The organism is Amycolatopsis sp. lyj-108 (assembly GCF_046549005.1).
GTDB lineage: Bacteria > Actinomycetota > Actinomycetes > Mycobacteriales > Pseudonocardiaceae > Amycolatopsis.
Genome location: NZ_JAJPWQ010000001.1, coordinates 811,897 through 836,463, shown reverse-complemented (window position 1 = coordinate 836,463; position 24,567 = coordinate 811,897). Strand labels below are relative to the sequence as shown.

The 24,567-nt window shown below is 68.9% G+C and carries 20 protein-coding genes; 5 read left to right on the top strand and 15 right to left on the bottom strand.

The features are described from left to right. Window positions 1-83 precede the first annotated feature (83 nt). Window positions 84-1,793 (top strand): hypothetical protein, encoded by a 1,710-nt coding sequence (locus ACLJO0_RS04125; protein WP_410576605.1) that lies wholly within the window; start codon window positions 84-86, stop codon window positions 1,791-1,793. A gap of 553 nt (window positions 1,794-2,346) precedes the next feature. Here ACLJO0_RS04125 and ACLJO0_RS04120 read toward each other — a convergent pair. The 6 genes from ACLJO0_RS04120 to ACLJO0_RS04095 all read right to left on the bottom strand — a co-directional run bounded on the left by ACLJO0_RS04120 (window position 2,347) and on the right by ACLJO0_RS04095 (window position 9,167). After that, window positions 2,347-3,555, bottom strand: coding sequence for a DNA polymerase III subunit delta' (locus ACLJO0_RS04120; RefSeq protein WP_410576604.1), 1,209 nt, complete (start codon window positions 3,553-3,555; stop codon window positions 2,347-2,349). After that, complete coding sequence (locus ACLJO0_RS04115) at window positions 3,552-5,606, bottom strand: bifunctional MFS transporter/dTMP kinase (protein WP_410576603.1); 2,055 nt, start codon at window positions 5,604-5,606, stop codon at window positions 3,552-3,554. Before ACLJO0_RS04115 ends, ACLJO0_RS04120 begins: the two co-directional genes overlap by 4 nt. Window positions 5,607-5,751: 145 nt before the next feature. Beyond that, a complete protein-coding gene (locus ACLJO0_RS04110; RefSeq protein ID WP_410576602.1) occupies window positions 5,752-6,354 on the bottom strand; it encodes a hypothetical protein in 603 nt (200 codons plus the stop codon). Between the two features lie 13 nt (window positions 6,355-6,367). Beyond that, window positions 6,368-7,588, bottom strand: coding sequence for a hypothetical protein (locus ACLJO0_RS04105; RefSeq protein WP_410576601.1), 1,221 nt, complete (start codon window positions 7,586-7,588; stop codon window positions 6,368-6,370). A gap of 21 nt (window positions 7,589-7,609) precedes the next feature. After that, the gene (locus ACLJO0_RS04100) at window positions 7,610-8,383 is read right to left on the bottom strand and encodes an ESX secretion-associated protein EspG (protein WP_410576600.1); all 774 of its coding nucleotides are present in this window, start codon (window positions 8,381-8,383) and stop codon (window positions 7,610-7,612) included. Then, entirely contained in the window at window positions 8,376-9,167 is a 792-nt protein-coding gene (locus ACLJO0_RS04095) for an ESX secretion-associated protein EspG (RefSeq protein WP_410576599.1), read from the bottom strand. Before ACLJO0_RS04095 ends, ACLJO0_RS04100 begins: the two co-directional genes overlap by 8 nt. A gap of 112 nt (window positions 9,168-9,279) precedes the next feature. Here ACLJO0_RS04095 and ACLJO0_RS04090 point away from each other — a divergent pair, with 112 nt between their 5' ends. Both ACLJO0_RS04090 and ACLJO0_RS04085 read left to right on the top strand, forming a co-directional pair. Then, complete coding sequence (locus ACLJO0_RS04090) at window positions 9,280-9,870, top strand: TetR/AcrR family transcriptional regulator (protein ID WP_410576598.1); 591 nt, start codon at window positions 9,280-9,282, stop codon at window positions 9,868-9,870. Between the two features lie 44 nt (window positions 9,871-9,914). After that, window positions 9,915-11,435 carry a carboxylesterase/lipase family protein gene (locus tag ACLJO0_RS04085; protein WP_410576597.1) on the top strand — a complete coding sequence of 507 codons (1,521 nt, stop codon included), beginning with the start codon at window positions 9,915-9,917 and terminating at the stop codon, window positions 11,433-11,435. A gap of 82 nt (window positions 11,436-11,517) precedes the next feature. Here the strand turns inward: ACLJO0_RS04085 and topA are convergent, their stop codons facing one another. Then, window positions 11,518-14,415 (bottom strand): type I DNA topoisomerase, encoded by a 2,898-nt coding sequence (gene topA, locus ACLJO0_RS04080; RefSeq protein ID WP_410576596.1) that lies wholly within the window; start codon window positions 14,413-14,415, stop codon window positions 11,518-11,520. 268 nt (window positions 14,416-14,683) lie between these two features. On the opposite strand from topA, the gene ACLJO0_RS04075 reads away from it, so the two are divergent. After that, window positions 14,684-15,496 carry a serine protease gene (locus ACLJO0_RS04075; protein ID WP_410576595.1) on the top strand — a complete coding sequence of 271 codons (813 nt, stop codon included), beginning with the start codon at window positions 14,684-14,686 and terminating at the stop codon, window positions 15,494-15,496. 84 nt (window positions 15,497-15,580) lie between these two features. On the opposite strand, the gene ACLJO0_RS04070 is transcribed toward ACLJO0_RS04075, so the two are convergent. The 4 genes from ACLJO0_RS04070 to ACLJO0_RS04055 all read right to left on the bottom strand — a co-directional run bounded on the left by ACLJO0_RS04070 (window position 15,581) and on the right by ACLJO0_RS04055 (window position 19,833). Then, window positions 15,581-16,195, bottom strand: a complete 615-nt coding sequence (locus tag ACLJO0_RS04070) for a hypothetical protein (protein WP_410576594.1) — start codon at window positions 16,193-16,195, stop codon at window positions 15,581-15,583. 34 nt (window positions 16,196-16,229) lie between these two features. Next, window positions 16,230-16,814 carry a hypothetical protein gene (locus ACLJO0_RS04065; protein ID WP_410576593.1) on the bottom strand — a complete coding sequence of 195 codons (585 nt, stop codon included), beginning with the start codon at window positions 16,812-16,814 and terminating at the stop codon, window positions 16,230-16,232. A 91-nt stretch (window positions 16,815-16,905) separates the two neighbouring features. Next, a complete protein-coding gene (locus ACLJO0_RS04060; RefSeq protein ID WP_410576592.1) occupies window positions 16,906-17,457 on the bottom strand; it encodes a hypothetical protein in 552 nt (183 codons plus the stop codon). A 114-nt stretch (window positions 17,458-17,571) separates the two neighbouring features. Further along, a complete protein-coding gene (locus ACLJO0_RS04055; protein ID WP_410576591.1) occupies window positions 17,572-19,833 on the bottom strand; it encodes a sodium-translocating pyrophosphatase in 2,262 nt (753 codons plus the stop codon). 318 nt (window positions 19,834-20,151) lie between these two features. Here ACLJO0_RS04055 and ACLJO0_RS04050 point away from each other — a divergent pair, with 318 nt between their 5' ends. After that, window positions 20,152-22,617, top strand: a complete 2,466-nt coding sequence (locus ACLJO0_RS04050) for a DEAD/DEAH box helicase (RefSeq protein WP_410576590.1) — start codon at window positions 20,152-20,154, stop codon at window positions 22,615-22,617. Window positions 22,618-22,630: 13 nt separating this feature from the next. On the opposite strand, the gene ACLJO0_RS04045 is transcribed toward ACLJO0_RS04050, so the two are convergent. The 4 genes from ACLJO0_RS04045 to ACLJO0_RS04030 form a co-directional block, all read right to left on the bottom strand. Beyond that, window positions 22,631-23,257, bottom strand: coding sequence for a bifunctional DNA primase/polymerase (locus ACLJO0_RS04045; protein ID WP_410576589.1), 627 nt, complete (start codon window positions 23,255-23,257; stop codon window positions 22,631-22,633). A gap of 419 nt (window positions 23,258-23,676) precedes the next feature. Next, window positions 23,677-24,033 carry an Rv3654c family TadE-like protein gene (locus ACLJO0_RS04040; RefSeq protein ID WP_410576588.1) on the bottom strand — a complete coding sequence of 119 codons (357 nt, stop codon included), beginning with the start codon at window positions 24,031-24,033 and terminating at the stop codon, window positions 23,677-23,679. Beyond that, window positions 24,030-24,368, bottom strand: coding sequence for a TadE family type IV pilus minor pilin (locus ACLJO0_RS04035; protein WP_125791164.1), 339 nt, complete (start codon window positions 24,366-24,368; stop codon window positions 24,030-24,032). The genes ACLJO0_RS04040 and ACLJO0_RS04035 overlap by 4 nt, the downstream gene beginning before the upstream one ends. Next, window positions 24,368-24,541, bottom strand: coding sequence for a DUF4244 domain-containing protein (locus tag ACLJO0_RS04030; RefSeq protein WP_410576587.1), 174 nt, complete (start codon window positions 24,539-24,541; stop codon window positions 24,368-24,370). The genes ACLJO0_RS04035 and ACLJO0_RS04030 overlap by 1 nt, the downstream gene beginning before the upstream one ends. Between the last annotated feature and the right edge of the window lie 26 nt (window positions 24,542-24,567).

Here is a 24,567-nt window from a genome sequence, read left to right as displayed (position 1 = left end):
CTTCGAGGGCCACCGTCGTTAAGGTCCTATGACGCCGGTCTCAGTCCCCCAAGATCGGCCCACCCCCACTGGAGGACCTGTTCATGCGGCAACGACTGCCCCGTGTGCTGGCGCTTCCGGCCGCCGCGGCCCTGCTTCTGCTGACCGCGGCCCCGGCGACCGCCCAGACGATTCCCACCACGCCGATCCCCGATCCGGCGAATCCGGGACAGCCGCCGATGTCGGCGCCGATCGGTCCGCAGCCGCTGGGCAAGGCCGTCGGTGACGCGGGTGCGGCCCTCGGCGTGCTGCGGCTGCTGCCGAACGCGGTGCCGACCAGCGCCATCCTCCCCGGGGCGGGCGAGATGCTGCCGAAGCAGTCCGCGCTCGAGGCCGGGATGGGGCTTTCCAGCGCGCAGGCCAACTCCGAGGCCTACCTGAGCTACGAAAAGTCGATCGCGCAGTCGTCGCCGTTCGGCCTGTCCGCCGCGGGCAACGCGCCGCAGACGCCGGGCAGCCTCGTGCAGACGGCGTTGCCGGACAACCCAAAGCAGATCAGCGGCGGCCTCAACGCGCCGAAGAACCCGCTGTTCAACCTCGGCCTGCTCAACGGTGAAGCGCACGCGCGCTGGAGCCCGACGCTCGGTCCGTGCGTCGGCACGATCGCCGACTCGAGCACGTCGATCGCGAACCTCGCGCTGCTGCCGACCATCCCGAACATCCCGGGCGCCGACCAGCTCACCCAGGCTTCGGAGCAGCTCAAGTCGGGCCTGTCCGCCCTCGGCCCGCTGGCGAACCTCGGCGGCCTTCTTTCGGGCACCAGCACCAACGCCGACGGCAAGGGCGCCGTGCTGAGCCTGCCGAACACGCTGTCGTCGCGGTCGGTCGTGCGGCTGGTCGACATCCCCGGTTCGAAGAACAAGGCCGTCGAATCGACGTCGACCCTGCAGGCGGCCAACATCGAACTGCTGAAGGGCACGCCGCTCGGCCTGACGATCAAGGTCGCCAGCCAGCCGACGCTGCGGGTCACCTCGACCGGCGACAAGAAGACGTCGAAGGTCGAGTACACCGCGCCGGTGCTGCAGATCGTCCGCGGCGACAAGGTCCTGTTCACCCTCGACGCGAACAACCCGGCCAAGGACATCCCGATCGGCATCCCGCTGCCGTCGCTCAAGCAGGTCCCCGGCTTCGAGCAGCTGAAGAACGTGCCGGTCGTCGGCGGGCTCGCCGAGATGGTGAACGGTGCCACCAAACAGCTTCCGGGCGGCGAGGCCGGGAACGGGCTCACCCTCGACCTCGGGGTGCTGAAGCTGTCGATCGCCGGGCTGAACCAGAAGTCGAGCGACATGACCTCGCCGTTCAAGGGCTTCCAGATGGGTGCCTCGGCACGACTGCTGGACCTGCAGATCCTGCCGACGACGGCACTGCAGAAGGCACTCCCGCCGGACGCCGCGAAGAAGCTGCCTTCGTCGCTGGCCCAGGTCTCGCTCGGTGAGCAGATCGCCCGCGCGTACGCGCCGGCCGGCGGTGTCGAATGCGGCACCGTGACCCCGCCGCCCGCGGGCAACAACGGTGGCGCGGCGCCGAAGGGGCCGGTCAAGAACCTGGCCTACACCAACGCGGCCTACGACACGGTGCCGATGTTCTGGTCGGGTACCGCGATGCTGCTGATCGGTGTCGTCCTCGTGGCCGCCATGCCGGGACGCCGCCGGCTCGCAGTGGTCACCGTCACGGAAGACACGCCTGGGCCGGGGTCGCCGGGGTTCGGGTCGCCGGGGTTCAAGCCTTCGCCGCGGCCGCGCTCGGGGGACTAGACGGGGCGAGGAGGGTGATGAACGGTCCTTTCACGCCTTGCCCCCGCGTGAGAGGTCCGTTCGTACCTCCCTCTTAGCCGCCTTTCGGAAGTCAGGGGCCTTCGCCGCTTTCATGCGGTGAAGGCCCCTTTCGCTTCTCGGTGACTGTGTGGATTTTGGTGCGTTGGATGACCAGAAATCCACACAATCACCGGTTCGCCGCCCTGCTCGGCCGCTTTCGCCCACTTCGCTACTTCGCTGCGTTTCGCGGCTTCGCTCACTTCGCCGCTTCCCCCGCCTTCGCTCACTACTCCCATCGGCCCCGCGATGCCCCCAATGCCACATTGGGGTCGCTGAGCGTCTCCAATGCCACATTGGGGACATCACAGCACCAGCACCAGCACCAGCCGAACCCGAAGCCCCTTCACTTACCCACAGCACTTGTCCACAACCATCCCCACCTGTGGACAACTCCCGCGACCAGCCCTTTTGACCCTCCACCCCCGGTAGACTGGACTCGGGGACGCCCCCCTGGGACGGGCGGGGGGCTGGGGTAGGTGCGAGAAGAGCCGGGTCAGCCTTGGCGCAGGGTGGTGACCATGGCTTCGACGGCGATTCGTGGCTTCACGTTCAGGTCGATGGCCTCGCGGCATTCCAGGACGGCTTCGAGGCGGCGCAGGATCGAGTCCGGCGCCCAGGCGGAAGCGGCCTGCGTGATTTCCGAGGCGTGGTCGGGATGGTTCAGTGTCGCGCCGGCGCCGCTCGCGGTCACGAGCACGTCCCGGTAGAACGCGGCGAGGTCCACCAGCGCGAGATCGAGGGTGTCCCGCTGCGTACGGGTCGCGCGTGACTTCTGGCGCTTCTCGAGTTGTTTCACAGCGGCTTCGGCGGCTCGTTTCGCCCCGCCGACGCCCTTCCCGATGCCGTCGCCACCCATCGCGGTGCGGAGTTCGGAACGTTCGGCCTCGTCGCGGACCTTGCTCTCTTCGCCCGCGTCGGCCTCGGCCGCGCTGATCAGCTGATCGGCGCAGGTGAACACATCGGACGGACGGCGCAGGCCGAGCGGGATCCGCAGCACGGTCGCCCGTCGCTGCCGGGCGGCCTCATCCGTGGCGAGCCGTCGCGCGCGGCCGACATGTCCACTCGAGACGGACGCGGCCCAACGCGCACGTTCGGGGTCGATACCGTCCCGCTCGATCAGCACCTGCGCGATCGCCTCGGGCGGCGGCGTCCGCAACGTGACCAGACGGCACCGCGAGCGGATCGTCACCGACACGTCGTCCGGGTGATCGGAGGGCGCGCACAGCAGGAACACCGTGCGATCCGGCGGCTCCTCGACGGCCTTCAGCAACGCGTTCGACGCGCCTTCGGTCAGCCTGTCGGCGTCCTCGATGACCACCACCTGCCACCTCCCGGTGGTCGGGCGGCGGGCGGCGGACTGCACCAGTGAGCGCATTTCGGCGACGGAGATCGAAAGGCCTTCGGGCACGACGAGTTTGACGTCCGCGTGCGTGCCGGCGAGCACGGTGCGGCAGCCAGGGCATTCCCCGCATCCGGTGCCGGTGCTGCACTGCAACGCCGCCGCGAAAACCCGCGCGGCGGTCGAGCGCCCCGAACCGGGCGGGCCGGTGACCAGCCAGGCGTGCGTCATCGCGCCGGGCGCGACAGGCTGGTTCTCGACGATCCGCGCGGCCGCCGTCGACGCCGAAGAAAGCGTGCGCGCGGCGGGCTCCTGGCCGACGAGCTGCTTCCAGACACCGATCAGCGCAGGGGCTTCCGTCATCTCACCTCGACCTTTTCCTCCGACGGTGCGAGCCCGGCGAGCCTGCCGACGAGCACCGCGCGGATCGCGGTCCGCACGCGGTCGCTCACCTCGTCCTCGGTGCCGTCCGCGTCGACCACGACGTACCGGTCCGGGTCGGCGGCGGCCATTTCCGTGAGCAGATGCTGCACCCGCCACTGCGCGTCCAGCGATTCCGACTTCCGCATGACCGTGCCGGGGTCGGCGTCGAGCAGGACCGTGATGTCCGGCCGCAGCCGGTTGGTCGCCCAGTCGGCGAGCCCTTCGAGTTCCTGGCTGTCCAGCCCGGCGACCGCCGACAGATGCGCCAGCGGCGAGTCCACGAACCGTTCCATCACGACGACCGAACCGGCGTCGAGCGCGGGCTGGATGTCCCGTTCGACGATGTCCGCCCGCACCGCGGCGGCGGCGAGCGCCTGCGCCCGCGCACCGGTCAGCGAAGCACCGGCGAGCAACTTCGCGAGCCGTTGGTCGTCCAGCGCCGGGTCAGCCGCCAGTACGACCGGACGCGTGCCTCCGCGCAGCCATTCGGCCAGCCGCGCGGCCTGCGTTTCGGTGTTGATCGCCCGCGTCCCCTCGAGCGCGATCAGCAGCCCGTTCACCCGGCGCGGGCTGCGGCGCAAGGCGTTGCGGAGGTCGGCGAGGATCGGCTCGGCGCGCCTGTCGTCCATCTGCCGGTAGGCGACGATGCCGGCGATCAGCGCGAGGACACCGCCGCCGATCATCACCGGCCGGGTGCCGTCGATCGTGATCGTGCCGCCCCACAGTTCGACCTCGGTCGTCTGGACCGCGCTGATCAGCACCGGCACCAGGATCGTCGAGCCGAACAGCACGATCTTCATCAGCGACTGGTAGATCGCGTTGATCCGGCCGCGGATGGAGTCCTCGATCCGCGAACCGATGATCGTGACACCGGTCAGGAACGCCGTCCCGGCCCACACCCCGACGGCGGCGACGGCGACCAGTGAAACGGCGAGATGCGGCGACAGCGCGACGACGATGAGGCACAGGCCCGCGGCGACGATCGAGATCCCGAACAGCCGGTCGTGCGCGAGCCGCCGAGCGAGCTTCGGGGCCACCGCCATCCCGGTGGCGAGCCCGAGGAAGACGGCGAGCACGAGGAGGTTGAACGCCGCGTCACCGGCGAGCAGGCTCGACGAGTACGGCTTGGCCGAACCGATCACCGCGCCACCGGCGGCGAACGCGCCGAACGCGCCGATCATCAACCCGCGGACCAACGGCGTCGTCCGCACGAACCGGGCGCCGTCGGAGATCATCTGGCGGAAGCCGAATTTCTCCTCGTCCGCGGCCTTGACCTTGGGTTTCTCGACCGAGTGGACGTTACGCAGCGAGAGCTCGGGGATGCGGGTGGCGATCACGATCGCACTGGTCAGGTACAGCAGGCCGGTGATGACGACGGCGACCTTCGCGATGCCGAGCTGGGCGTCGCCCTGGAAGAAGTGGAACGTGGTGTTACTACCGGTGAGCACGGCGTTCGCCCCGGCCGCGGTGATCACCGCGAGGCCGTAGGTCATCACCATGCCGAGCTGGTTGGCCGTCTCGACCTGATCCGGGCGGCGCAGCAGGTTCGGCACCGCCGCGTCCTTCGACGGGATCCACATCATCGCGCAGCAGCCGACCAGGAAGTTCCCGACGAACACCCACCACGGCGTGCCGACGAACGCGATCGACAGCAGGAACCCGCACCGACCGAGGTCGCAGAGCACCATCACCTTGCGCCGGTCGAACCGGTCGGCGAGCAGCCCGCCGAGCGGGGCGAACAGCAGCCCCGGCAGCAGCGACGTCAGCACGACACCGACGAACGCGAAGTTCTGCGCGGCGTAGTTGTCGGTCAGTTTGGTGACCAGGCCGGTCAGCGTCAGCAGGTTCAGCCAGTCCGCGACACTGCACAGGTACGAGACACCCCAGATCCGGCGGAACGGCTTGATCGCCAGCACCCGCCGCACGCGATGCATCGTGGAAGCGTCACGCCCCGCCGAAGAACCAGTGCCCGCTTCGGGCACCGACTGCACGCCCTCGCTGATACGCCCACCCCACTAGTCACGCGGCGCCGAGGTGCGACCCGGGTCAACGCCGGGTCCCCCGACCGTATGGCCAGGGTATCCCGATGGGTGAGGTCCGTCCGGACGGCCCCGTCCGGCGCAAGCGCCGGACGGGTTACCCGAAGATCCCCGTGATGCTGTTGAACAGGCTGGACAGCAGCTGGATGGCGAGGATCGCGAAGACGATCATGAGGGCGACCGCGATCATCACACCGGCGGTGTTCGACGACGGCTTGCCGAGCCTCGGCATCTGCATGGAACGCTTGGCACGCCGTACTTCGACCTCGGCCTCTTCGTCGACCTCGACCGGCTCTTCCTGCTTCAAGCGGCGCGGTGGACGGATCAGCTGAGACGGCCTCGAAGGCCAGGTCCGCTGTTGGGGCAGGATCCCGATCGGCGCAGCGCCCTGCTCACCGACCGTGCTGACGATCTCGGTGGGCGGACGGACGGCGCCGGGGCTTCCGGCGGGCTGCTCGTCCGCGAGCATGGCCGCGCTGACCATCCGGCTGACGACTTCGGGGTCGTGCTGGACCGGTCCCGGTATCGGTACGTGGATGTCGTCGGCCTCGGCCGACGGATTCGCTTGGGCCGCGGTGCCGGTCGTGACCAGCCCGGACAGGGGGTCGGCGAACCTGTCGCCCGGAGGATCTGCCTGAGTGCCATCGCCCTTCACGAAGTCGGGGGCATCGAAGAAGGGAGTTCCGCCCTTCCCGCTCATGGTGACCACCTCACTACGGAATGTCCTCTGCTTCCAGGGTAACCACCTCGGCTCGTCGCACATCCGCCCAATGGGCCAGATAAATGTCACGCGCCGCGAGGCTGACCTTCACATCCTCCAACAAGGGTTCGAAGAAAGAACGCCGGTACCGGGCATCTGTCGCGGTTGATGCGGCGAAGTAGAGACCGGAGAAAACGGCGAGGAACACGGAGACGTTGACGAGCGCGGAACTCACCGGAAGAGGGACACCCAGGAGGGTGCCCGGCGCCGATTCGCGGCCGGCGAACTGGGTCACGACCTCCGGCCGGAGGATCAGCACCCCGAACACGATGAAGAACGCGAACACCAGCACCCCGAAGGCCACGATCTGCACCGCTTGGGCGAAGAACAGCACCAAGGCGATGTTCAAACGCTCGATCTTCGTCAGCGCGCGCCGATCGGGCGGGGGTGTGTCGTCGTCGAACGGCGTGCCGCGCAGGACGGGCGCCCCGGGTTCCACGGTCCAGGACTTCAGCTCCTTGATCTCGTCGGACAGCATCGACGCGAGGAACACCGCGCCGATCAGCACGAGGAAGCCGACCACCAGCCACAACCGGCCGGGGGTCAGCCGTTCCACGGCCTGCCACAGCTCGGCGGTGAAGAAGCTGAACATCACCACCAGCAGAAGCAGCGGCAACGCCCGCGACGCCAGCGTGCCGATGGCCCTGACCTGCGCGACCGCGCTCCGCGCCGCCCAGGTCAGGATCGAGCCGACGCCGATGCGGACCAGCAGCATCAGCACGGCCAGTGCGGCGAGATTGGCGAGGACGGCCGCCCAGAGCGGGTGCTCCCACGACACCAGCCCGGTGAGCCGTTCGCCGAGCGGCAATACGAGCAGCCAAAAGCCGATCGTCGCCGCCATGACGGCCAGCCGGACCCGCGTGCGGTGCAGCGCCCGGAGCAGTTTCGCCATCAGGCGACCGGCGATCACCGGCACGACGACCACGGCGAACGTCAACGCCAGCACACCGAGGACGTACGCGACACCGCTCTCGCGCATCCGGGCCGCGAGCACGTCCTCGGGGACGTCGAGCAGCTTCAGCAGCCCGGCCAGCAGCAGGTCGAGCAGGCTCAGGAACACCAGCCCGGGCGTCGAACGGCGCAACATGCCCGCTCCACGCCTCCGCCTGTGGATGACCATCGGCAGCCCTCGCCGCCGGAACCACGCGTCGGCCGCCCGCCGGTCCAGGTCCATGCCCGCCCCCCTCGTCCACGGCTACGTCCGGCTCAAGTCCACCGCCTCGTGCAGCCAGCCCGCCAGTGCCCGGCGGTCCATTCCACCGAACATCAGCCACCCTTCGGAAGGGGCGGCGTACAACACGAACCTCCCCAGATCGTTGTCGATGATCACGAAGCCGTAGTCCGGGTACTCGGCGTTCAGCCCGCCGAAGGCGACGAGATCGAGGATCGCCGTCCCGGTCCGCGGCCGGTTCAGCGTGTCTCCGACCAGGCCGACCTCCTCGTCTTGGCCGGGCAGCGGCACGCCGTGCTCGTCGATCCTGATGCGCATGAGCTCGGTGTCACCGGCGGGGACGTGCGGGAGCCCGCCGAACACCCGGGCTCCCAGCTCGCCGAAATCGCTCAGGCTGAACGTGGTCCGCCGTTCCGACCGCATCCGCCAGACGACCGCCTGATGCCCGTCGCCGTAGCAATCGACCCGCACCGCGCGGGGCGCGGACGCGAAGACGCCGGTGAGGACGCCTCGCACCGAACCCCGCAGCATCACGCCGTGCATCTGGACGGCGGCCGGATGGATCTCGCCGTTCTCCATCAGCCCGGCCTCTTCGAGCATCGCCGCCTTGGCCGCGTACCGCTCGGCCTGGGTGACGAGATCCGCCGGCCCGTCGTAGGACGGGCACAGGCGGCGGATCTCGTCGTCGGTGATCTCCGGGTCGTAGCCCAGGTACACGCTCCGTCGCTCGGGCACCGCGCGCAGCACTGGCTCGGCGGCACGCTTCATCAGTTCCTTCACGGTCGCCGGTTCACGCATGGTTCTGCACCGCCTTCACGATCCATTGCTCGGCCGTCGACCGGCTGGCCGGGCCCCAGGTGAGCGTCCAGCGGCCGTCGCCGTCCATCGCCGAGCTGAACTGGTACCGGCCGAGGTCGTTGTCCACCAGGCCGAACGCGCCGTGCGGGTACTCGGCGAGGATGGAGTTCCGCACCGCGAGATCGACGAGGACCGTGCCGTGCCGCGGCCGCGAAGCGCCCTCACGGATCACCTCGACGGCCTCGCGGGCCCGCAGCGGGATCAGCCCGCCCGCGTCCGTTTCGATGCGCACGGTCTCGCCGGTGCCCGGCGGATGGTCGGGCAGCCCGTCGAACACCCAGCCGGGCAGCGCGCTGAGGAAACCGGACCGCAGCCGCGCTCGCTTGCCGAGCTTGTTCAGCACCGTGGTGTAGTCCTCGTCGCCGAAGAACCGGACCTCCCACGGCTCCGCGCGGGACGGGAACACCCCGGTCACCACGCCGCGGATGAACCCGCCGCGCAGCGCCCGGTACAGCCCGACGGCCTCGGGCGTGACCTCACCGCCGGGGGCCAGCCCGATGGTCGCCATCCCGCTCACGAACCGGGTGTACTGCTCCACCTCCTCGGCCAGGGTGAGCCCTGGAGTCGGCTCCTCGTCGGCCAGCACCGGCGGCACGGCGAGCTGCGGATCGTAGAACTCCATCACCGAGGGACGCTCCGGAACCTCGGCGGCCAGCGGGGCGATGACCTCGTCGATGACGTCGAAGACAGCGGTCGTTGAAGTGCTCACCTGACCATTGAACACCCTGGTACCGACAATTTTTAGAACTTTTGTTCGAACGGGTGAGGTCGGTCGGCGAGCGGTCGGTGAGCGGTTTCCGGTCGCCAGATTTGCTCACCTGAGCTATTTTTTGCTCATGCAAGCAAAGGCGAAGACGTTCACCGAGAGTGCGAGACGGGCACAGATCGTGGCCGCGGCCATCGAGACGATCGCCGAGCTCGGCTACACCCGCGCGTCGTTCGCCCGCATCGCGAAACAGGCGAATCTGTCGAGCACCGGGCTCATCTCGTACCACTTCGCGAACAAGGAAGAACTCGTCCGCACGGTCCTCGAAGACGTCTTCCGCGAGATCGGCGCGTTCATGACCGAGCGGATGGCCGATCCGCCGTCCGCGACCGCCGCGCTGCGGACGTACCTGGAGGCGAATCTCGAGTTCGCCGCCGCGCGGCCGACCCGGATGCGGGCGTTGCTGAACATCTTCCTCGGCGGCGCCCTCGACTACGACCCGGCGAACGAGCGGGCGGCGCTGGAACCGGTCGAACGCATCCTGCGCTGGGGCCAGGAGTCTGGCGAGTTCCGCGAGTTCGACGTCCACGTGATGGCGACGACGATCCGGCGTTCGGTGGAGGGCCCGGTGTTCCTGCTCGCCGGAACACCGGAACCGGACCTCACCACCTACGCGGCCGAACTGGTGACCCTCTTCGATCTCGCGACCAGGAAGCAGTGAACCCGTGTGTGGCGCCGTCTCGCGGACTCCTGAAAGGACCTGTCATGCATCTCCTGCTGGCCATCGTCACCGGCCTTCTCACGATCGTCGCCCCCGCGGATCCGCTGGTCGTGCGCACCGACGCCGGCCCGGTCCGCGGGATGGACTCCGGCCCGACCCGGACGTTCAGCGGGATCAGGTTCGCCGCACCACCCGTCGGCGAGGATCGCTGGAAGCCGCCACGACCGCCCGAACCCTGGAAGGGCGTCGCCGATGCGACGAAACCAGGGGCCGCCTGCACCCAGTACCTGCCGGGCAGCGCCGAGGACTGCCTCTTCCTGAACGTCACCGTGCCGCGTGACGCGGGCAGCCGTCGGCTACCGGTGCTGGTCTGGCTGCACGGCGGCGGTTACACCATGGACGCGGGAAGCCTCTACGGCGCGCGACGCCTGGCGGACCAGGGCGACGTCGTCGTGGTGACGACGAACTACCGGCTCGGCGTCTTCGGCTACTTCGGTCTTCCCGGCCTCCAGGGTTCCGGCGATTTCGGGCTCATGGACCAGCTTTCGGCGCTGCGCTGGACCCAGCGCAACATCTCCGCGTTCAGCGGCGATCCGCGGAACGTGACACTGGCCGGGCAGTCCTCGGGAGGGATGAGCACCTGCGCGCTGCTCACCTCGCCCGCCGCGGCCGGGCTGTTCGACAAGGCCGCGATCATGTCCGGCTCTTGCCTGCTGGACTGGCCGCGCGGGGGCCTGATCCCGAATCAGGAAGCACAAACGCCGTATTCGCCGCTCTCCAAGACCGAAGCCGACGGTGCGGCGATGGCCGCGAGCCACGGCTGCACGGGTCCGGACACGATCGGCTGCCTGCGTCGGCTCCCGGCCGCGGATCTGCTGAAGGACAGCCAGTCCTTCAGCAATCACCTGACCTATCACACGCCGTTGCTGCCGAACGATCCCGCGAAAGCCGTGCGACAAGGCGCTTTTCACCGGGTACCGGTGCTTTCCGGCGGCACGCACGACGAAATGCGCGCGTTCATCGCCGGTGTCGAGAAGCTCAAGCCGATCACCGAGGAGCGCTATCAGGAGTTCCTGCGCAAGACGTTCGGCGAGCACGCGGACGAGGTCGCGGCCGAATACCCGTCGCGGGACCACCTTTCGCCCGCCCTGGCCTGGGCGACGGTCACCACGGACCGGTCATGGGCCTGCCCGACGGCGGAGGGGAACCGGCTGCTGTCCCGGCGGACCTCCGTGCACGCCTACGAGTTCGACGACAAGAACGCGCCCAACGTCAACGGCAACGACGTGCCCACCGTGCCGCACGGCGCGGCGCACGCCCTCGAACTGGTCTATCTGTTCGAGCTCAGCGGGGTCGAACAGTCACTGGACGAGGCACAGAAACGCCTTTCGGAGCAGATGATCGCGTACTGGACCACCTTCATGCGCACGGGTGATCCGAACGCGGCCGGATCACCCCGGTGGGCCCCCGCCGGGACGGTGCTTTCGCTCGCGCCGGACGCGATCCGTCCGGTCGCGCACGACGCCGATCACCGGTGCGGCTTCTGGGCGGGCCTTCGCTCCTGACCGCCCGTCCCCCAGTGCTATGAAAGGTCCTTTCCTTGCAAATTTTGCAAGGAAAGGACCTTTCATAGCGCGCTAAGGGGAGCTACTTCGTCTTCGTGGCCGTCGAGCGCGCCGAAGGCTTCTTCGCCGTAGTCGTCTTCGCCGCCGTCGACTTGGTCGCGGTGGTCTTCTTGGCCGTGGTCGTCTTGGTGGCCGCCGTCTTCGACGCCGCCGGCTTCCGTGCCGGAGCCTTGCGCTTGGGCGCGGGGCCCTTCGCGCGCTTCTCCGCCAGCAGTTCGGCGCCGCGCTCGGCGGTCAGCTCCTCGATGCTGTCCGACTTCCGCAGCGTCGCGTTGTACTCGCCGTCGGTCACGTACGGACCGAAGCGGCCGTCCTTGACCACCATCGGCTTACCCGACACCGGATCGTCGCCCAGCTCCTTGAGCGGCGGCTTCGCGGTCGCGGACCGGCCACGCTGCTTCGGCTCCGAGTAGATCTTCAGCGCCTCTTCGAGCGTGATCGAGAACAGCTGGTCCTCGGTCGTGAGCGAACGCGAGTCCGTGCCCTTCTTCAGGTACGGCCCGTAGCGCCCGTTCTGCGCGGTGATCTCGTCGCCGGATTCCGGGTCCTTGCCGACCACGCGCGGCAGCGAGAGCAGCTTCAGCGCGTCTTCGAGGGTCATCGTCTCGATCGACATCGACTTGAACAGCGAACCCGTACGCGGCTTCGGCTGCTTCGCCTTCGCGGCCTTCTTCTGCGCGGCTGTCGCGCCTTCGGGCAGCGGCTCCGGCTCGGGCAGGAGCTCGGTGACGTACGGGCCGAAGCGGCCTTCCTTCGCCACGATCTCGTGTCCGCTGACCGGGTCCGTGCCGAGCACGCGGCCTTCCTGCGGCGTCGCGAACAGCTTCTCGGCGAGTTCCAGGGTCAGCTCGTCCGGCGGCAGGTCCTCGGGCAGGTTCGCCCGCTGCGACGTGCCGTCGACCTCGCGCTCGAGGTACGGGCCGTAGCGGCCGACGCGCACGACGACGGTGTGGCCGTCGGGGTCGCTGAACAGCGGGATCGAGTTGATCTCACGGGCGTCGATGTCCTCGACGCCGGAACCGACCAGCTTCTTCAGCCCGCCGAGGCGGCCGACGGAACCGTCGACACCCATGTCGCCGCCGAAGTAGAACTTCGACAGCCACTGCGTGCGGTGCTCGTCACCGGCGGCGATGCGGTCGAGTTCGTCCTCCATGCCGGCGGTGAAGTCGTAGTCGACCAGCCGCTCGAAATGCCGCTCCATCAGCCCGATCACGGCGAACGCGACCCAGGAGGGCACCAGCGCGGAACCCTTCTTCCACACGTAGCCGCGGTCCTGGATGGTCTTGATGATCGACGCGTACGTCGACGGGCGGCCGATGCCCAGCTCTTCGAGCTTGCTGACCAGGCTCGGCTCCGAGTAGCGCGCCGGCGGCGACGTGGTGTGCCCGTCCGGGCTCAGGTCGGTCGCGGTCAGCGCCTGGTCCTTGGCCAGCTGAGGGAGACGGCTCTGCTTGTCGTCCGCCTCGCCACCGCTCTCGGTGTCGACGGCCTCGACGTACGCCTTGAGGAACCCGGCGAAGGTGATCGTGCGGCCCGACGAGGCGAACGTGACCTCTTCCCCGCTGGTGGCGGTGCCGACGATGCGCACCGACATCGTGGTGCCCTTCGCGTCCGCCATCTGCGACGCGATCGTGCGCTGCCAGATCATCTCGTAAAGGCGGTACTCGTCGGTGTCCAGATCCTTCGCGACCTGGCCCGGCGTGCGGAAGACCTCGCCAGAGGGACGGATCGCCTCGTGGGCTTCCTGCGCGTTCTTCACCTTGCGGGTGTACTGGCGCGGCGACGGCGAGACGTATTCCTTGCCGTACAGCTGCGTCGCCTGGCTGCGCGCCGCCGAGATCGCCGACTCCGACAGCGTCGTGGAGTCGGTACGCATATAAGTGATGTAACCGTTCTCGTACAGCTTCTGCGCGATCCGCATGGTGCGCTCGGAGGTGAACCGCAGCTTGCGGCCCGCCTCCTGCTGCAGGGTCGAGGTCATGAAGGGCGCGTACGGCTTCCGCGTGTACGGCTTCTCCTCGACGCTCGCGACCTTGAAGTCACGGTTCTTCAGCGCCTCGGCCAGCCGGACCGCGTCGGCCTCGGCCAGCACGCGGATCTCGTTGTTCGAAGCCTTGAGCTGCCCGTCCGAGCCGAAGTCGCGGCCTGTGGCAAGACGCGCGCCGTCGACGGCGATCATCCTGGCCGGGAAGTTGCGCGGGGAGGCGTCGGCTCCGGCGTCCATCGTCGCCGAGATGTCCCAGTACGACGCTGACGTGAAGCGCATGCGCTCACGTTCCCGCTCGACCACGATCCTGGTCGCCACGGACTGCACACGGCCCGCCGAAAGCTTCGGCATGACCTTCTTCCACAGCACGGGCGAGACCTCGTAGCCGTAGAGCCGGTCCAGGATGCGGCGGGTCTCCTGCGCGTCGACGAGGTCGGCGTCGAGCTCACGGGTGCTGTCGGCCGCGGCGCGGATCGCCTGCTCGGTGACCTCGTGGAAGACCATCCGGCGGACCGGGACCTTCGGCTTGAGGGTCTCCAGCAGATGCCACGCGATGGCCTCGCCCTCGCGGTCGGGGTCCGTGGCGAGGTAGAGCTCGTCGACGTCCTTCAGCAGGCTCTTCAGCTCGGTGACCTTGGACTTCTTGTCCGGCGTGACGACGTACAGCGCCTTGAAGTCGTTGTCGACGTCGACACCCAGCCGTGCCCACGACTCGCCCTTGTACTGGGCGGGCACGTCGGCCGCGCCGCGGGGAAGGTCACGGATGTGTCCGACGGAGGACTCCACGACGTAGTTCGCGCCGAGGTACGGGGCGATCTTGCGGGCCTTGGTCGGCGACTCGACGATCACCAGCCGACGACGGCCCGCGCCGTCGTCCGACGCCGAGGTCTTCTTCGTCCGTGCTCCTGCCACGCTGTCCTGCTCTCCGCTCATCTTCGGCGCCTTCGCGCCGCCTCTCGACCCGTCAGTGTGCACGCTCGCACCGCCCGGACCACGGCTAGGTGGTGCAACACGCCGCCGATCGTGTGTCCAGCGCATCGCCGCTGACCTCGTCGATGTTTCCTTTCAACACCTAGCACGTGATGTCCGACACGTCGGCCCGGGGGCCCGCGTGATGGGGTGAACACCCTCCGTTCGACGGTGGTGGCTCACTCCCGCCAACGCTTCACTTGATGTCCACGCCGACCCGAAAGGACTTCACGTGACCCGACGACTCCTCGGCACACTGTTCGCCATGCTGACCGCGTCCGCGCTGGTCGGGACCGCACAGGCCGAAGCAGCCACGACCACTTTCGCCGGAACCGTGGCGTTGTCGAACTGCTCCGGGTCGGTGGTCAAACCGCCCGAGGCGAGCCTCGACGACCCCGCCCTCGTCCTTTCCAACGGGCATTGCCTGCAAGAAGGTTTCCCGGACCCCGGAGAAGTAATCGTCAATCAACCGTCGTCGAGGACCTTCAGCCTGCTGTCCAAGGACGGCCGTTCGTCGCTGGGCACCCTCAAGGCGAAGAAGCTGCTCTACGCGACGATGACCGACACCGACGTCTCGCTCTACCAGCTCAACACCAGCTACGCCAAGATCAAGGCGACCTACGGTATCGCCCCGCTGACACTTTCGCCGACCCGTCCGGCGGCGGGCGTCGCGATGGACGTGGTGTCGGGATATTGGAAGAAGATCTACTCCTGCAACATCGACGGCTTCGTCCACGAGCTGCACGAGGCGGACTGGGTCTGGAAGGACTCGATCAGGTACACCTCGGCGTGCAAGACGATCGGCGGGACCTCGGGGTCGCCGATCATCGAGACCTCGACCGGGAAGGTCGTCGGCGTCAACAACACCGGCAACGAAAGCGGCCAGCGGTGCACGATGAACAACCCGTGCGAGGTCGACGCCGCCGGGAACGTGACCGTGCGGAAGGGCATCAACTACGGGGAGCAGACCTACCAGCTGACCTCCTGTCTTTCGCGCAGCGAACTGGACCTGTCGAACCCGAACTGCCGGGCTCCGAAACCCTGACCTACCTCGTCACCGAGCGCTATGAAAGGTCCTTTCCTTGCGAAATTTGCAAGGAAAGGACCTTTCATAGCGTTCACGTGAAGATCAACCAGCGCGGACCACGGGCACCAGGCTCGGCCAAGCGGGCTCCGCCCCGGCGGGCGCGTCCCCGATCAGCTCCAGCACATGCGCAAGCCGCCTTCGCCCGGTGACCCGCAACAACGCCTCTTCGCCACGCTGCGCCTTCGCCGGCACGCCCAGCTGGGCCAGCGCAGCGATCAGCCGCTCGTGCGTCTCCGGCGCTTCCGGGTCGAGCGCGAGCAGGTAGCCGTTGCCCTGCGGACTGCCCGCCGCCAGCGCCCACATCCTCAACATCGCGCCGTCGAGCCGGAACCCGTCCGGCAGAACCTTCTTCTCTTCACCACGGCTCCAGCCCCGCTCCAGCGGCAGCAGGTCGACCCGGAACGGCGTTCTCACCAGCGGCCGCCCGCATTCGGCGGCCGAGACCTGCGCCTCGGCGCCGCGCCGACGGCATTCCCTGGCGAGGGCGCCCGCCCGCCACGGCTCGTCGACCACGGCGGACAGCCGCGCGGCCGTCCGCCCGAAACCCGTCATCCGCCCGGGCCCGCACAGCACCCCGGCGAGGTCGGCGAGCCCCGGCCCGCTCGCCTCCGCCGAGAAGAGCGAGATCGTCCCGTCCACCCGCACAGAATAGAACACAAGTTCGAGTCATGGCCAGTGATGAGGCGGTGACTCAGCGAGGTTGTTTGACCAATTCCTGGCAAATCGGGAGCCGGCTGCTCGCCGCGGCGAGCTGAGGGACGTCGTTAAGGCCCCTGAGAAGGTCGAGGCGGTCTAGTTCGTCGAGGGACGTCCTCGCGTCGCGAAGCGCGGTTTTCGTCGCTTCGGGCTCGGCTGAGGAGTCGAGACGGTGGCGGACGTCGTCGGCGCGGGCGCGGATGCCTTCGAGCTGGTCGACGGCGGCCGTTCGCGAGGTGTCGCCGCCGGCGACCGGGGCCGGACCGAGGTCCTGGAACGCGGCGGTGGTGCGGTCCAGCCCTCGGACCACAGAAGCCATCAACTCGCTGGACGTACGCGAAGCCTGCTGCGGCGAGCTCGGATCGACGCTGGGCAACGTCGCCAGCGTCCGGACGAGTCCGCCCGCCGCGCCGCAGTATCCCTCCGCCCAAGCGGAGGCGGGGTCGGCCTCCGACGCGCTGACCGTCGCGAGACCTTCTTGTCTGGCGTGGGAAGTCACCGCGGGCTGCTGCCCGCACCCGGCGAGGCCGAGCCCGATACCTGTTGCTAGCGCGGCAAGGACGGTGAACCGCGGCCGCACGAAAACACCTCCCGACCTGACGACTTCCCGATTGGCCCCCGACGGTACCGATACCGGTGGGCAATGCAAATCAACGTGGCGGCAAGAAAGGTCAGGAAGGCAGCTTCTTGCAGTTCGGCGCCTGTGCGGCCAGCGCTTTCAACGACGCGTTCGTTTCCAGCTGCTGGAACGGGTCGGGCATGTCGTTGATGTCGGAGCCGATCTGCCGGAAAGCGGCCGCGGCGGCCGCCACGGCCCTCTTGTCGTCCTTCGGCGCGGCGTCCAGCGCGGCCTTCGCGGCGAGGACCTCGTCCCGGATCGGCGTCAGCGCGTCGACGATGCTCTTGCGTGCCGCGTCGGCTTCCGCGCTCGGTGCCTGGCCGAGCTTCCGCAGGCCCGTGACCGCGTTGTCGAAACCGGGCGCGAACACCCCGAAGGCCTCGTCCATCACCCGCCGCGCGCTGGCGACATCGTCCTGCTCGAAGTCGGGCATCGTGAAGTCACCGATCTTGGCGAAGTCGATCAGCGAACCGCAGAAACCGTCCATCCACGAACCCCCGGCCGCGGGAGCGGGAGAAGAAGGAGAAGGTGCGGCCGCCTGCTCGGCGCCACCGCAGCCCGCGAGGAGGAGAACGGCGGCGAACAGGACGATCGAACGCCTCATGGCAGGGACTCCCCGGATCGGATCGGCGTGACGCGCAGAGATTAGCCTGCGCCGGAAAGCCGCCGGGCCCGCCACGGAAATCGTGGCGGGCCCGGCGGAACAGAACTTTCGGCGTTACGCCTTCGCTTGCGCGGGCGTGTCGGAAAGGACCGACTCGCGGCGCTTGGAGACGACGATCGCGGCGACGATGATCGCGACGGCGACCAGCGAGATCCCGATCCGGACGCCGACGTTGGCGTCCGGGCCGATCGAGAACTGCACGACCGCCGGGGCGATCAGCACCGACACCAGGTTCATCACCTTGATCAGCGGGTTGATCGCCGGACCGGCGGTGTCCTTGAACGGGTCGCCCACGGTGTCACCGATGATGGTGGCCTCGTGCGCGTCCGAACCCTTGCCGCCGTGGCTTCCGTCCTCCACGAGCTTCTTCGCGTTGTCCCAGGCACCACCGGAGTTGGCGAGGAAGATCGCCATCAGGGTGCCGGTCGCGATCGCACCGCCAAGGTAACCGGCGAGCGCGCCGGTGCCGAGGCCGAAACCGACCGCGATCGGGGCGAAGACCGCGAGCAGACCTGGAGTGGTCAGCTCACGCAGCGAGTCGCGCGTGACGATGTCGACGACACGGCCGTACTCGGGCCGCGTGGTGCCCTCCATGATCCCCGGGATGTCGCGGAACTGGCGGCGCACTTCGTAGACGACCGCGCCGGCGGCACGGGACACCGCGTTGACCGCGAGACCGGAGAACAGGAACACGACCGCCGCGCCGATGATCACACCGACGAGCGTCTCCGGGCCGACGATGTTCGCGACGAATTCCTTGCCATCGCCGATCGCCTTGGTGATCGCGTCCTGATAGGACCCGAACAGCGCCGTCGCCGCGAGGACCGCCGTGGCGATCGCGATGCCCTTGGTGATGGCCTTGGTGGTGTTGCCGACCGCGTCGAGCTCGGTGAGGATCTGCGCGGCGTCCTCGTCGACGTCACCCGACATCTCGGCGATGCCCTGCGCGTTGTCCGAAATCGGGCCGAAGGTGTCCATCGCGACGATGACACCGACGGTGGTGAGCAGACCGGTACCGGCCAGCGCCACGGCGAACAGCGCGACGCCGCCACCGACCAGGAAGGCTCCGAAAACGGCCGCGCCGATGACCAGCGCGGTGTACACGGCGGATTCGAAACCGACCGAGATACCGGCCAGGATCACTGTGGCCGCACCGGTTTCCGAGGACTTGCCGACCTCCTTGACCGGCTTGTACTCGGTGCCGGTGTAGTAGCCGGTGAGCTTGAGGATGATCGCGGCGAGCACGATGCCGATGATCACCGAGAGGGTCGCGATCAGCGCCGGGTTGCCGGACTTGCCGGCGAAGGCCTGTCCGAACTCGGAGAACGAACCGGGCAGGTAGACGAACGCCGCGATCGTCGAGAGCACCGCGGAAATCCCCGCGGAGATGTAGAACGAGCGGTTGATCGTGACCAGACCGCCTTCGCCCGCCTTGGCCTTGGTGATGTAGACACCGATGACCGCGGTGATCACGCCGATGGCGGGAACGATGAGCGGGAAGATCAGGCCGTGCACGCCGAAGGCGGTGCTACCCAGGATCAGCGCCGCGACGAGCATGACCGCGTACGACTCGAAGAGGTCCGCCGCCATCCCGGCGCAGTCGCCCACGTTGTCACCGACGTTGTCGGCGATGGTGGCCGCGTTGCGCGGGTCGTCCTCGGGGATGCCCTGCTCGACCTTGCCGACCAGGTCGGCGCCGACGTCGGCGGCCTTCGTGAAGATACCGCCGCCGACACGCATGAACATCGCGATCAGCGCGGCACCGAAACCGAAGCCCTCCAACACCTTCGGGGCCTGTCCGGTGTAGACCAGGACGACCACCGCGGCGCCGAAGAGGCCGAGACCGACGGTGATCATGCCGACGACGCCGCCGGTGCGGAACGCCAGTCGCATCGCCTTTTCGCGACCGCCGGGCTCACGCGAAGCGGCCGCGACACGCAGGTTCGCCTGCGTCGCCAGCCACATGCCGAGATAGCCGATCGCGAAGGAGAACCCCGCGCCGACCAGGAAGAAGAGGGACCTGCCGATCTTCTCGTTCCAGTCTTCGGCCGGCAAAGCGAAGAGCAACACGAACACGATTCCCCCGAAGATCACGAGGGTGTTGCGCTGCCGTTTGAGATAGGCAGCCGCGCCTTCCTGCACTGCCTTCGCGATGTCCTGCATCTTGGAGGTGCCCTGGCCAGCGGCCAGGACCTCCTTGAGCAGAACGTAGCCGATGACCAGTGCGGCAAGGGCGACCACGGCGATCACACCGACGATGGTGTAACCACCTCCGGAGAGCGTGAGTTCGCCCTCCGCGAGGAACTGCCGGGACATTCGTCCTCCTGGAGACGTCGCCGTTGGCCAACGACGATCCGCCGATGGAGCCGGCGGCTCGTGCGTTGACATGGGATCTGAGCCGAACGTCACGCTAGTCGCACTGCAAGGCACGTCTCACATGACGCTCGCCACAGACGGTGTGGATTGCGGGAGTGTATTGGTAGTGGGATGGAGGGCGGCAAGGCGTCCCCGCCACCGCACGTTCCGTAATCTTGTGAGGCTGGTCACTGTATCGATCATCGGCGGCCCGTTCCAGTGCTCGTTCCGTCCGGCGGCGGTCCGTTTCTGTCGGTGCGCTGTGCGAAGCTTCCGAAGGTGGACGGCACGGCGGAATCCGGTAAGGGTCGGCGGCTTCTCGACCGCGCGACGGCGGGAATCCCGGCTTCGCTGTACCCGGTCACCCATGTGGCCGAACTGCCGTCACGCCCGGCGGATTCGGTGGACTGGCCGGAGTGGGCGGCGGATCCGGTCGTCGAGGCGCTGACGGCGAACGGCGTCAAGGCGCCGTGGCGGCATCAGGCGGAAGCCGCGTCGCTGGCCCGCGACGGCAAGCACGTCGTGATCTCCACCGGCACCGCGTCGGGCAAGTCGCTCGCGTACCAGTTGCCGGTGCTCTCGGCACTGGTCGAGGACGAGCGGGCCACGGCGCTGTACCTGTCCCCGACCAAGGCACTCGGCGCCGATCAGTTGCGCGCCGTGTCCTCTTTGGACATCAAGAAGGCGCGGGCGGCGTCGTTCGACGGCGACACCCCACTGGAAGAGCGGGACTGGGTCCGCGCGCACGCGAACTGGGTGTTCACGAACCCGGACATGCTGCACCGCGGGATCCTCTCGTCGCACTCGCGCTGGTCACGGTTCTTCCGGCGGCTCTCGTTCGTCGTCGTCGACGAATGCCACAGCTACCGCGGTGTCTTCGGCTCCCATGTGGCGCTGCTGCTGCGCAGGCTGCGGCGGGTCGCGGCGTACTACGGCGCTTCGCCGGTCTTCGTCCTCGCGTCCGCGACCACGGCGGACCCGGCGGCGTTCGCCGCGAAACTCTCCGGACAGGACTGTGTCCCGGTCACCGAGGACGGTTCGCCGCGCGGGGCCCGCACGGTCGCGTTGTGGGAACCCCCGCTGCTGTCGGAACTATCGGGCGAGAACGGGGCGCCGGTGCGGCGCTCGGCCGGCGCCGAGGCTTCCCGGATCCTCGCCGAACTGGTCATCGAGGGCGCCCGCTCGCTGGCGTTCGTCCGGTCGCGGCGAGGAGCGGAGCTGACCGCGCTCGGCGCCCGGCGGATTCTGTCCGAAGTGGACGGTTCCTTGGCGGATTCCGTCGCCGCGTACCGCTCCGGGTACCTGCCGGAGGAGCGGCGTGCCCTCGAAGCGGCGTTGCTCTCCGGTCGGCTGCTCGGGGTCGCGACGACGAACGCGCTCGAACTCGGCGTCGACATCGCCGGGCTGGACGCGGTGGTGCTGGCCGGTTACCCGGGGACGCTCGCGTCTTTCTGGCAGCAGGCCGGCCGGGCCGGGCGAGCGGGTGACGCGGCACTTGTCGTGTTCGTGGCCCGTGACGATCCGCTGGACACCTATCTCGTGCACCATCCGGCCGCGATCCTGGACCGGCCGGTGGAGGCCGCCGTCCTCGACCCGTCGAATCCGTATGTGCTGGGGCCGCAACTGGCCTGCGCCATCGCCGAACTCCCGTTGACCGAACCGGAGGTCGCGGCCTTCGGCGGTGACGCGGCGCGTGCCGTACTCGCCGATCTGGTCAAGGAGAAGATCATCCGGCGCCGCACGAGCGGCTGGTACTGGACTTCGCGCGACCGGCCGCATTCCGAGGTCGGCATCCGCGGTTCCGGCGGCGAGCAGATCGCCGTGGTGGAAGCCGATTCCGGCCGGATGCTGGGCACGGTCGACCCGGGTTCCGCCTGCTACGCGGTGCATCCCGGCGCGGTGTACCTGCACCAGGGTTCGTCCTATGTGGTCGACGAACTGGATCTGGAGACCGGGCTCGCCCTGGTACACGCGGAGGATCCGGACTGGAGCACGTCACCGCGCGAGATCGTCGACATCAGCGTGCTGCGCACCGAAGAGACCAGGACGCACGGCGGGATCACGGTGAACCTCGGCGAGGTGTCGGTGAGTTCGCAAGTGGTCGGCTACTTGCGGAGACGTCCGTCGGGCGAGGTGCTGGATCAGACTCCGCTCGACCTGCCGGAGCAGAGCCTGCACACCCGCGCCGTCTGGTACACGATCTCGGCGGAGCTGCTCGGCCTGTCCGATGGCGTGGCGGGGACCGGGGGCCATCGGCCGGGGGCCGGGGTTCTGGAGCCGGTGGGGACCGGAGGCTCCGGGGTGGGGACCGGGGAACTTGGCGGAGCACCGGGGACGGGCGCCGGATTGGATCCGGCGCGCGTCCCCGGTGCCCTGCATGCCGCCGAGCACGCGGCGATCGGCCTGCTACCGCTGTTCGCTACGTGCGACCGCTGGGACATCGGCGGGGTGTCGACCGCGTGGCACGAAGACACCGGGGAGGCGACGGTGTTCGTGCACGATGGCCATCCCGGGGGTGCGGGATTCGCCGATCGCGGGTTTGCCGCAATTGTCCCTTGGCTGGCCGCAACGCGGGAGGCGATCGTTTCCTGCGAGTGCCCGGCCGGCTGCCCGTCCTGCGTCCAGTCGCCGAAGTGCGGGAACGGCAACGATCCGCTGGACAAGGCGGGGGCGGTGGCTGTTCTGGACACCGTGCTCGGGGCGTTGCGTCAGCACGGGTCCCGGTCCGGCCACCTGTTGGCTTGAAATTGTGGGTTGATCAGGCGGCGGTGCTCAGGGTCGCCACGGGGGTGGCGGCCTTGTCACCGGCCAGCGCACGGACGAGCACGTCGTGCACCTCGGTGGCCTCGGGCAGCTGCCAGCCCCAGACCTCGGGCTTGACCCGCCAGTGCACGACACCGTGCTGGAACGGCGACGGGGGCAGCGGGATGTAGTCGTTCGCGCCGTGCCACTGGATCGAAGCCTCGTCGGCCAGTTCCCGCGGGATGCTCGTGGCGACGGTGGTGAGGAACAGCCAGCGGCCGTTCGGCATCGCGACGATCGGCGCCGGGTGACCGGTGGCGCGCAGCAGGCGGGCCGCGGCCTTGCCGAGCTCGTCGTCGACCTCGATGGCGTCCAGCACGGTGCCGGTGGCCACGAGCAGGCTGTGCGTTTCGTCGCCGAACCAGGTGGCGACCTCGTGCGGGTGGGTCTCGGTCAGTTCGCGCCAGTCGTCCTGGGCCGGGACGGGACGCCGCCAGGTGAGGTCGTCACCTTCGGCGGTGAGCGCCGCGGGCTCGGCACCCGGGAGCACCGGCCAGCCACGCCAGGCGAGACCGATCGCCTCCGCACGCATTTCGATGCGGAAGGCGCCCCGCCAGCTGTCCGGCCAATTCGCGTCCAACATTACTGTCCCTGCCTCAGGTCAACTCTGTCCTGTGTCTGTCTCTGTCGCACCGGCCTCGGCGAACTTTTCGAAGTGGTGCACATCTCAATAAACGGCAAGTTGCACATCGGGAGAAGACCTCACGCGACAACCGGCGGTTACGCAGCGATGAACGCGCGGTAGTGCGACCGGACGGACCGAACGCCGGACGTCCGGTTAACCGGCGTCTCCGACCGGGCCTGGGCCGTTCGTCGCAGCCGACCTGGGCTTCCGGCCCTCGTGACGGCGCTCACGGTGAGCGGCGGACGACCGTTCGGCGGAGCGCTGATCATGGTTTCGACCGCTCGCCGTGCGTCAACGACCGCTGCCCGCGCCCAGCGGTTACTCACGCGTACTACCGGCCGGTCACCGCCCGGCGACCGTTCACCGTGCGACGCCCGTCACGGTGGCCGGTCGACCGGACCGGCCCTGGCGCGTGCCTCGGCCCGTCCGATGGCGGCGAGGTGTCCTGACGGCTCCGATCGCACCTCGACCAGGGCATCGCCGCGCTCCCACCGGCAGGTCAGGAGCGTGACCGCCATCCGGACGGCGACCTGCCGCGCCCGTTCGCAGGCCACGCCGGGACCGTCCGTCGCGTGTGAGGCCGCCGCGAGCGCCGCCAGATCGGCGGCGGCCTCGGCGCGATGCCGGGTCGTGACGGCGGCGCCGAGCCAGAAGACGAACGCCACCGCGCCGATCAGGACGGCGACGATCGAGGCGGTCCACGCGGTCGCGACGCCGCGATCGTCCGCGGTCACGGCCCGCTCCCCGGCTCGGCGATGGCGAAGGCACGGGAGTTCAGCCGGATTCCCGGCAGGAGTCCGGCCACCGGTTCGGCCTCGACACCGGCGGAGATGGTGTCGCCTTCGCGGACGACGTCCAGCCGCGCGCCGGGCGGCGCGATCTCCCGCACCGCCTGTTCGGCACGGGCGGGCTGGCCGCGGGCGAGGAGCCGGGCCGCCTCTCGAGCCGCGTCAGTGCAGCGAAGCTGGTCGGAAGCGGCCCCGATCCCGGCGAACAACAGCGCCGAGACGAAGGTCAGCGCGCCGATACCGAGCGCGGCCTCCACCGTGACGGACCCGCGGTCGGGCATCAGAGCTTCACCGACAAGGCCCGCTCGATGAGCCCGGTGAGCCCGGAGACGACGGCCTCGCTGCTGACGACCAGGTAGAGGACGGCGGCCAGCGCGGCGGCGGCCAAGGTGGCGATGGCGTATTCGATCGTCACCATGCCGTCGTCGTCGCGGAAGGTGGGGAGCTTGTACATGGGGAATCGCCTTTCGGTTCTGTGTG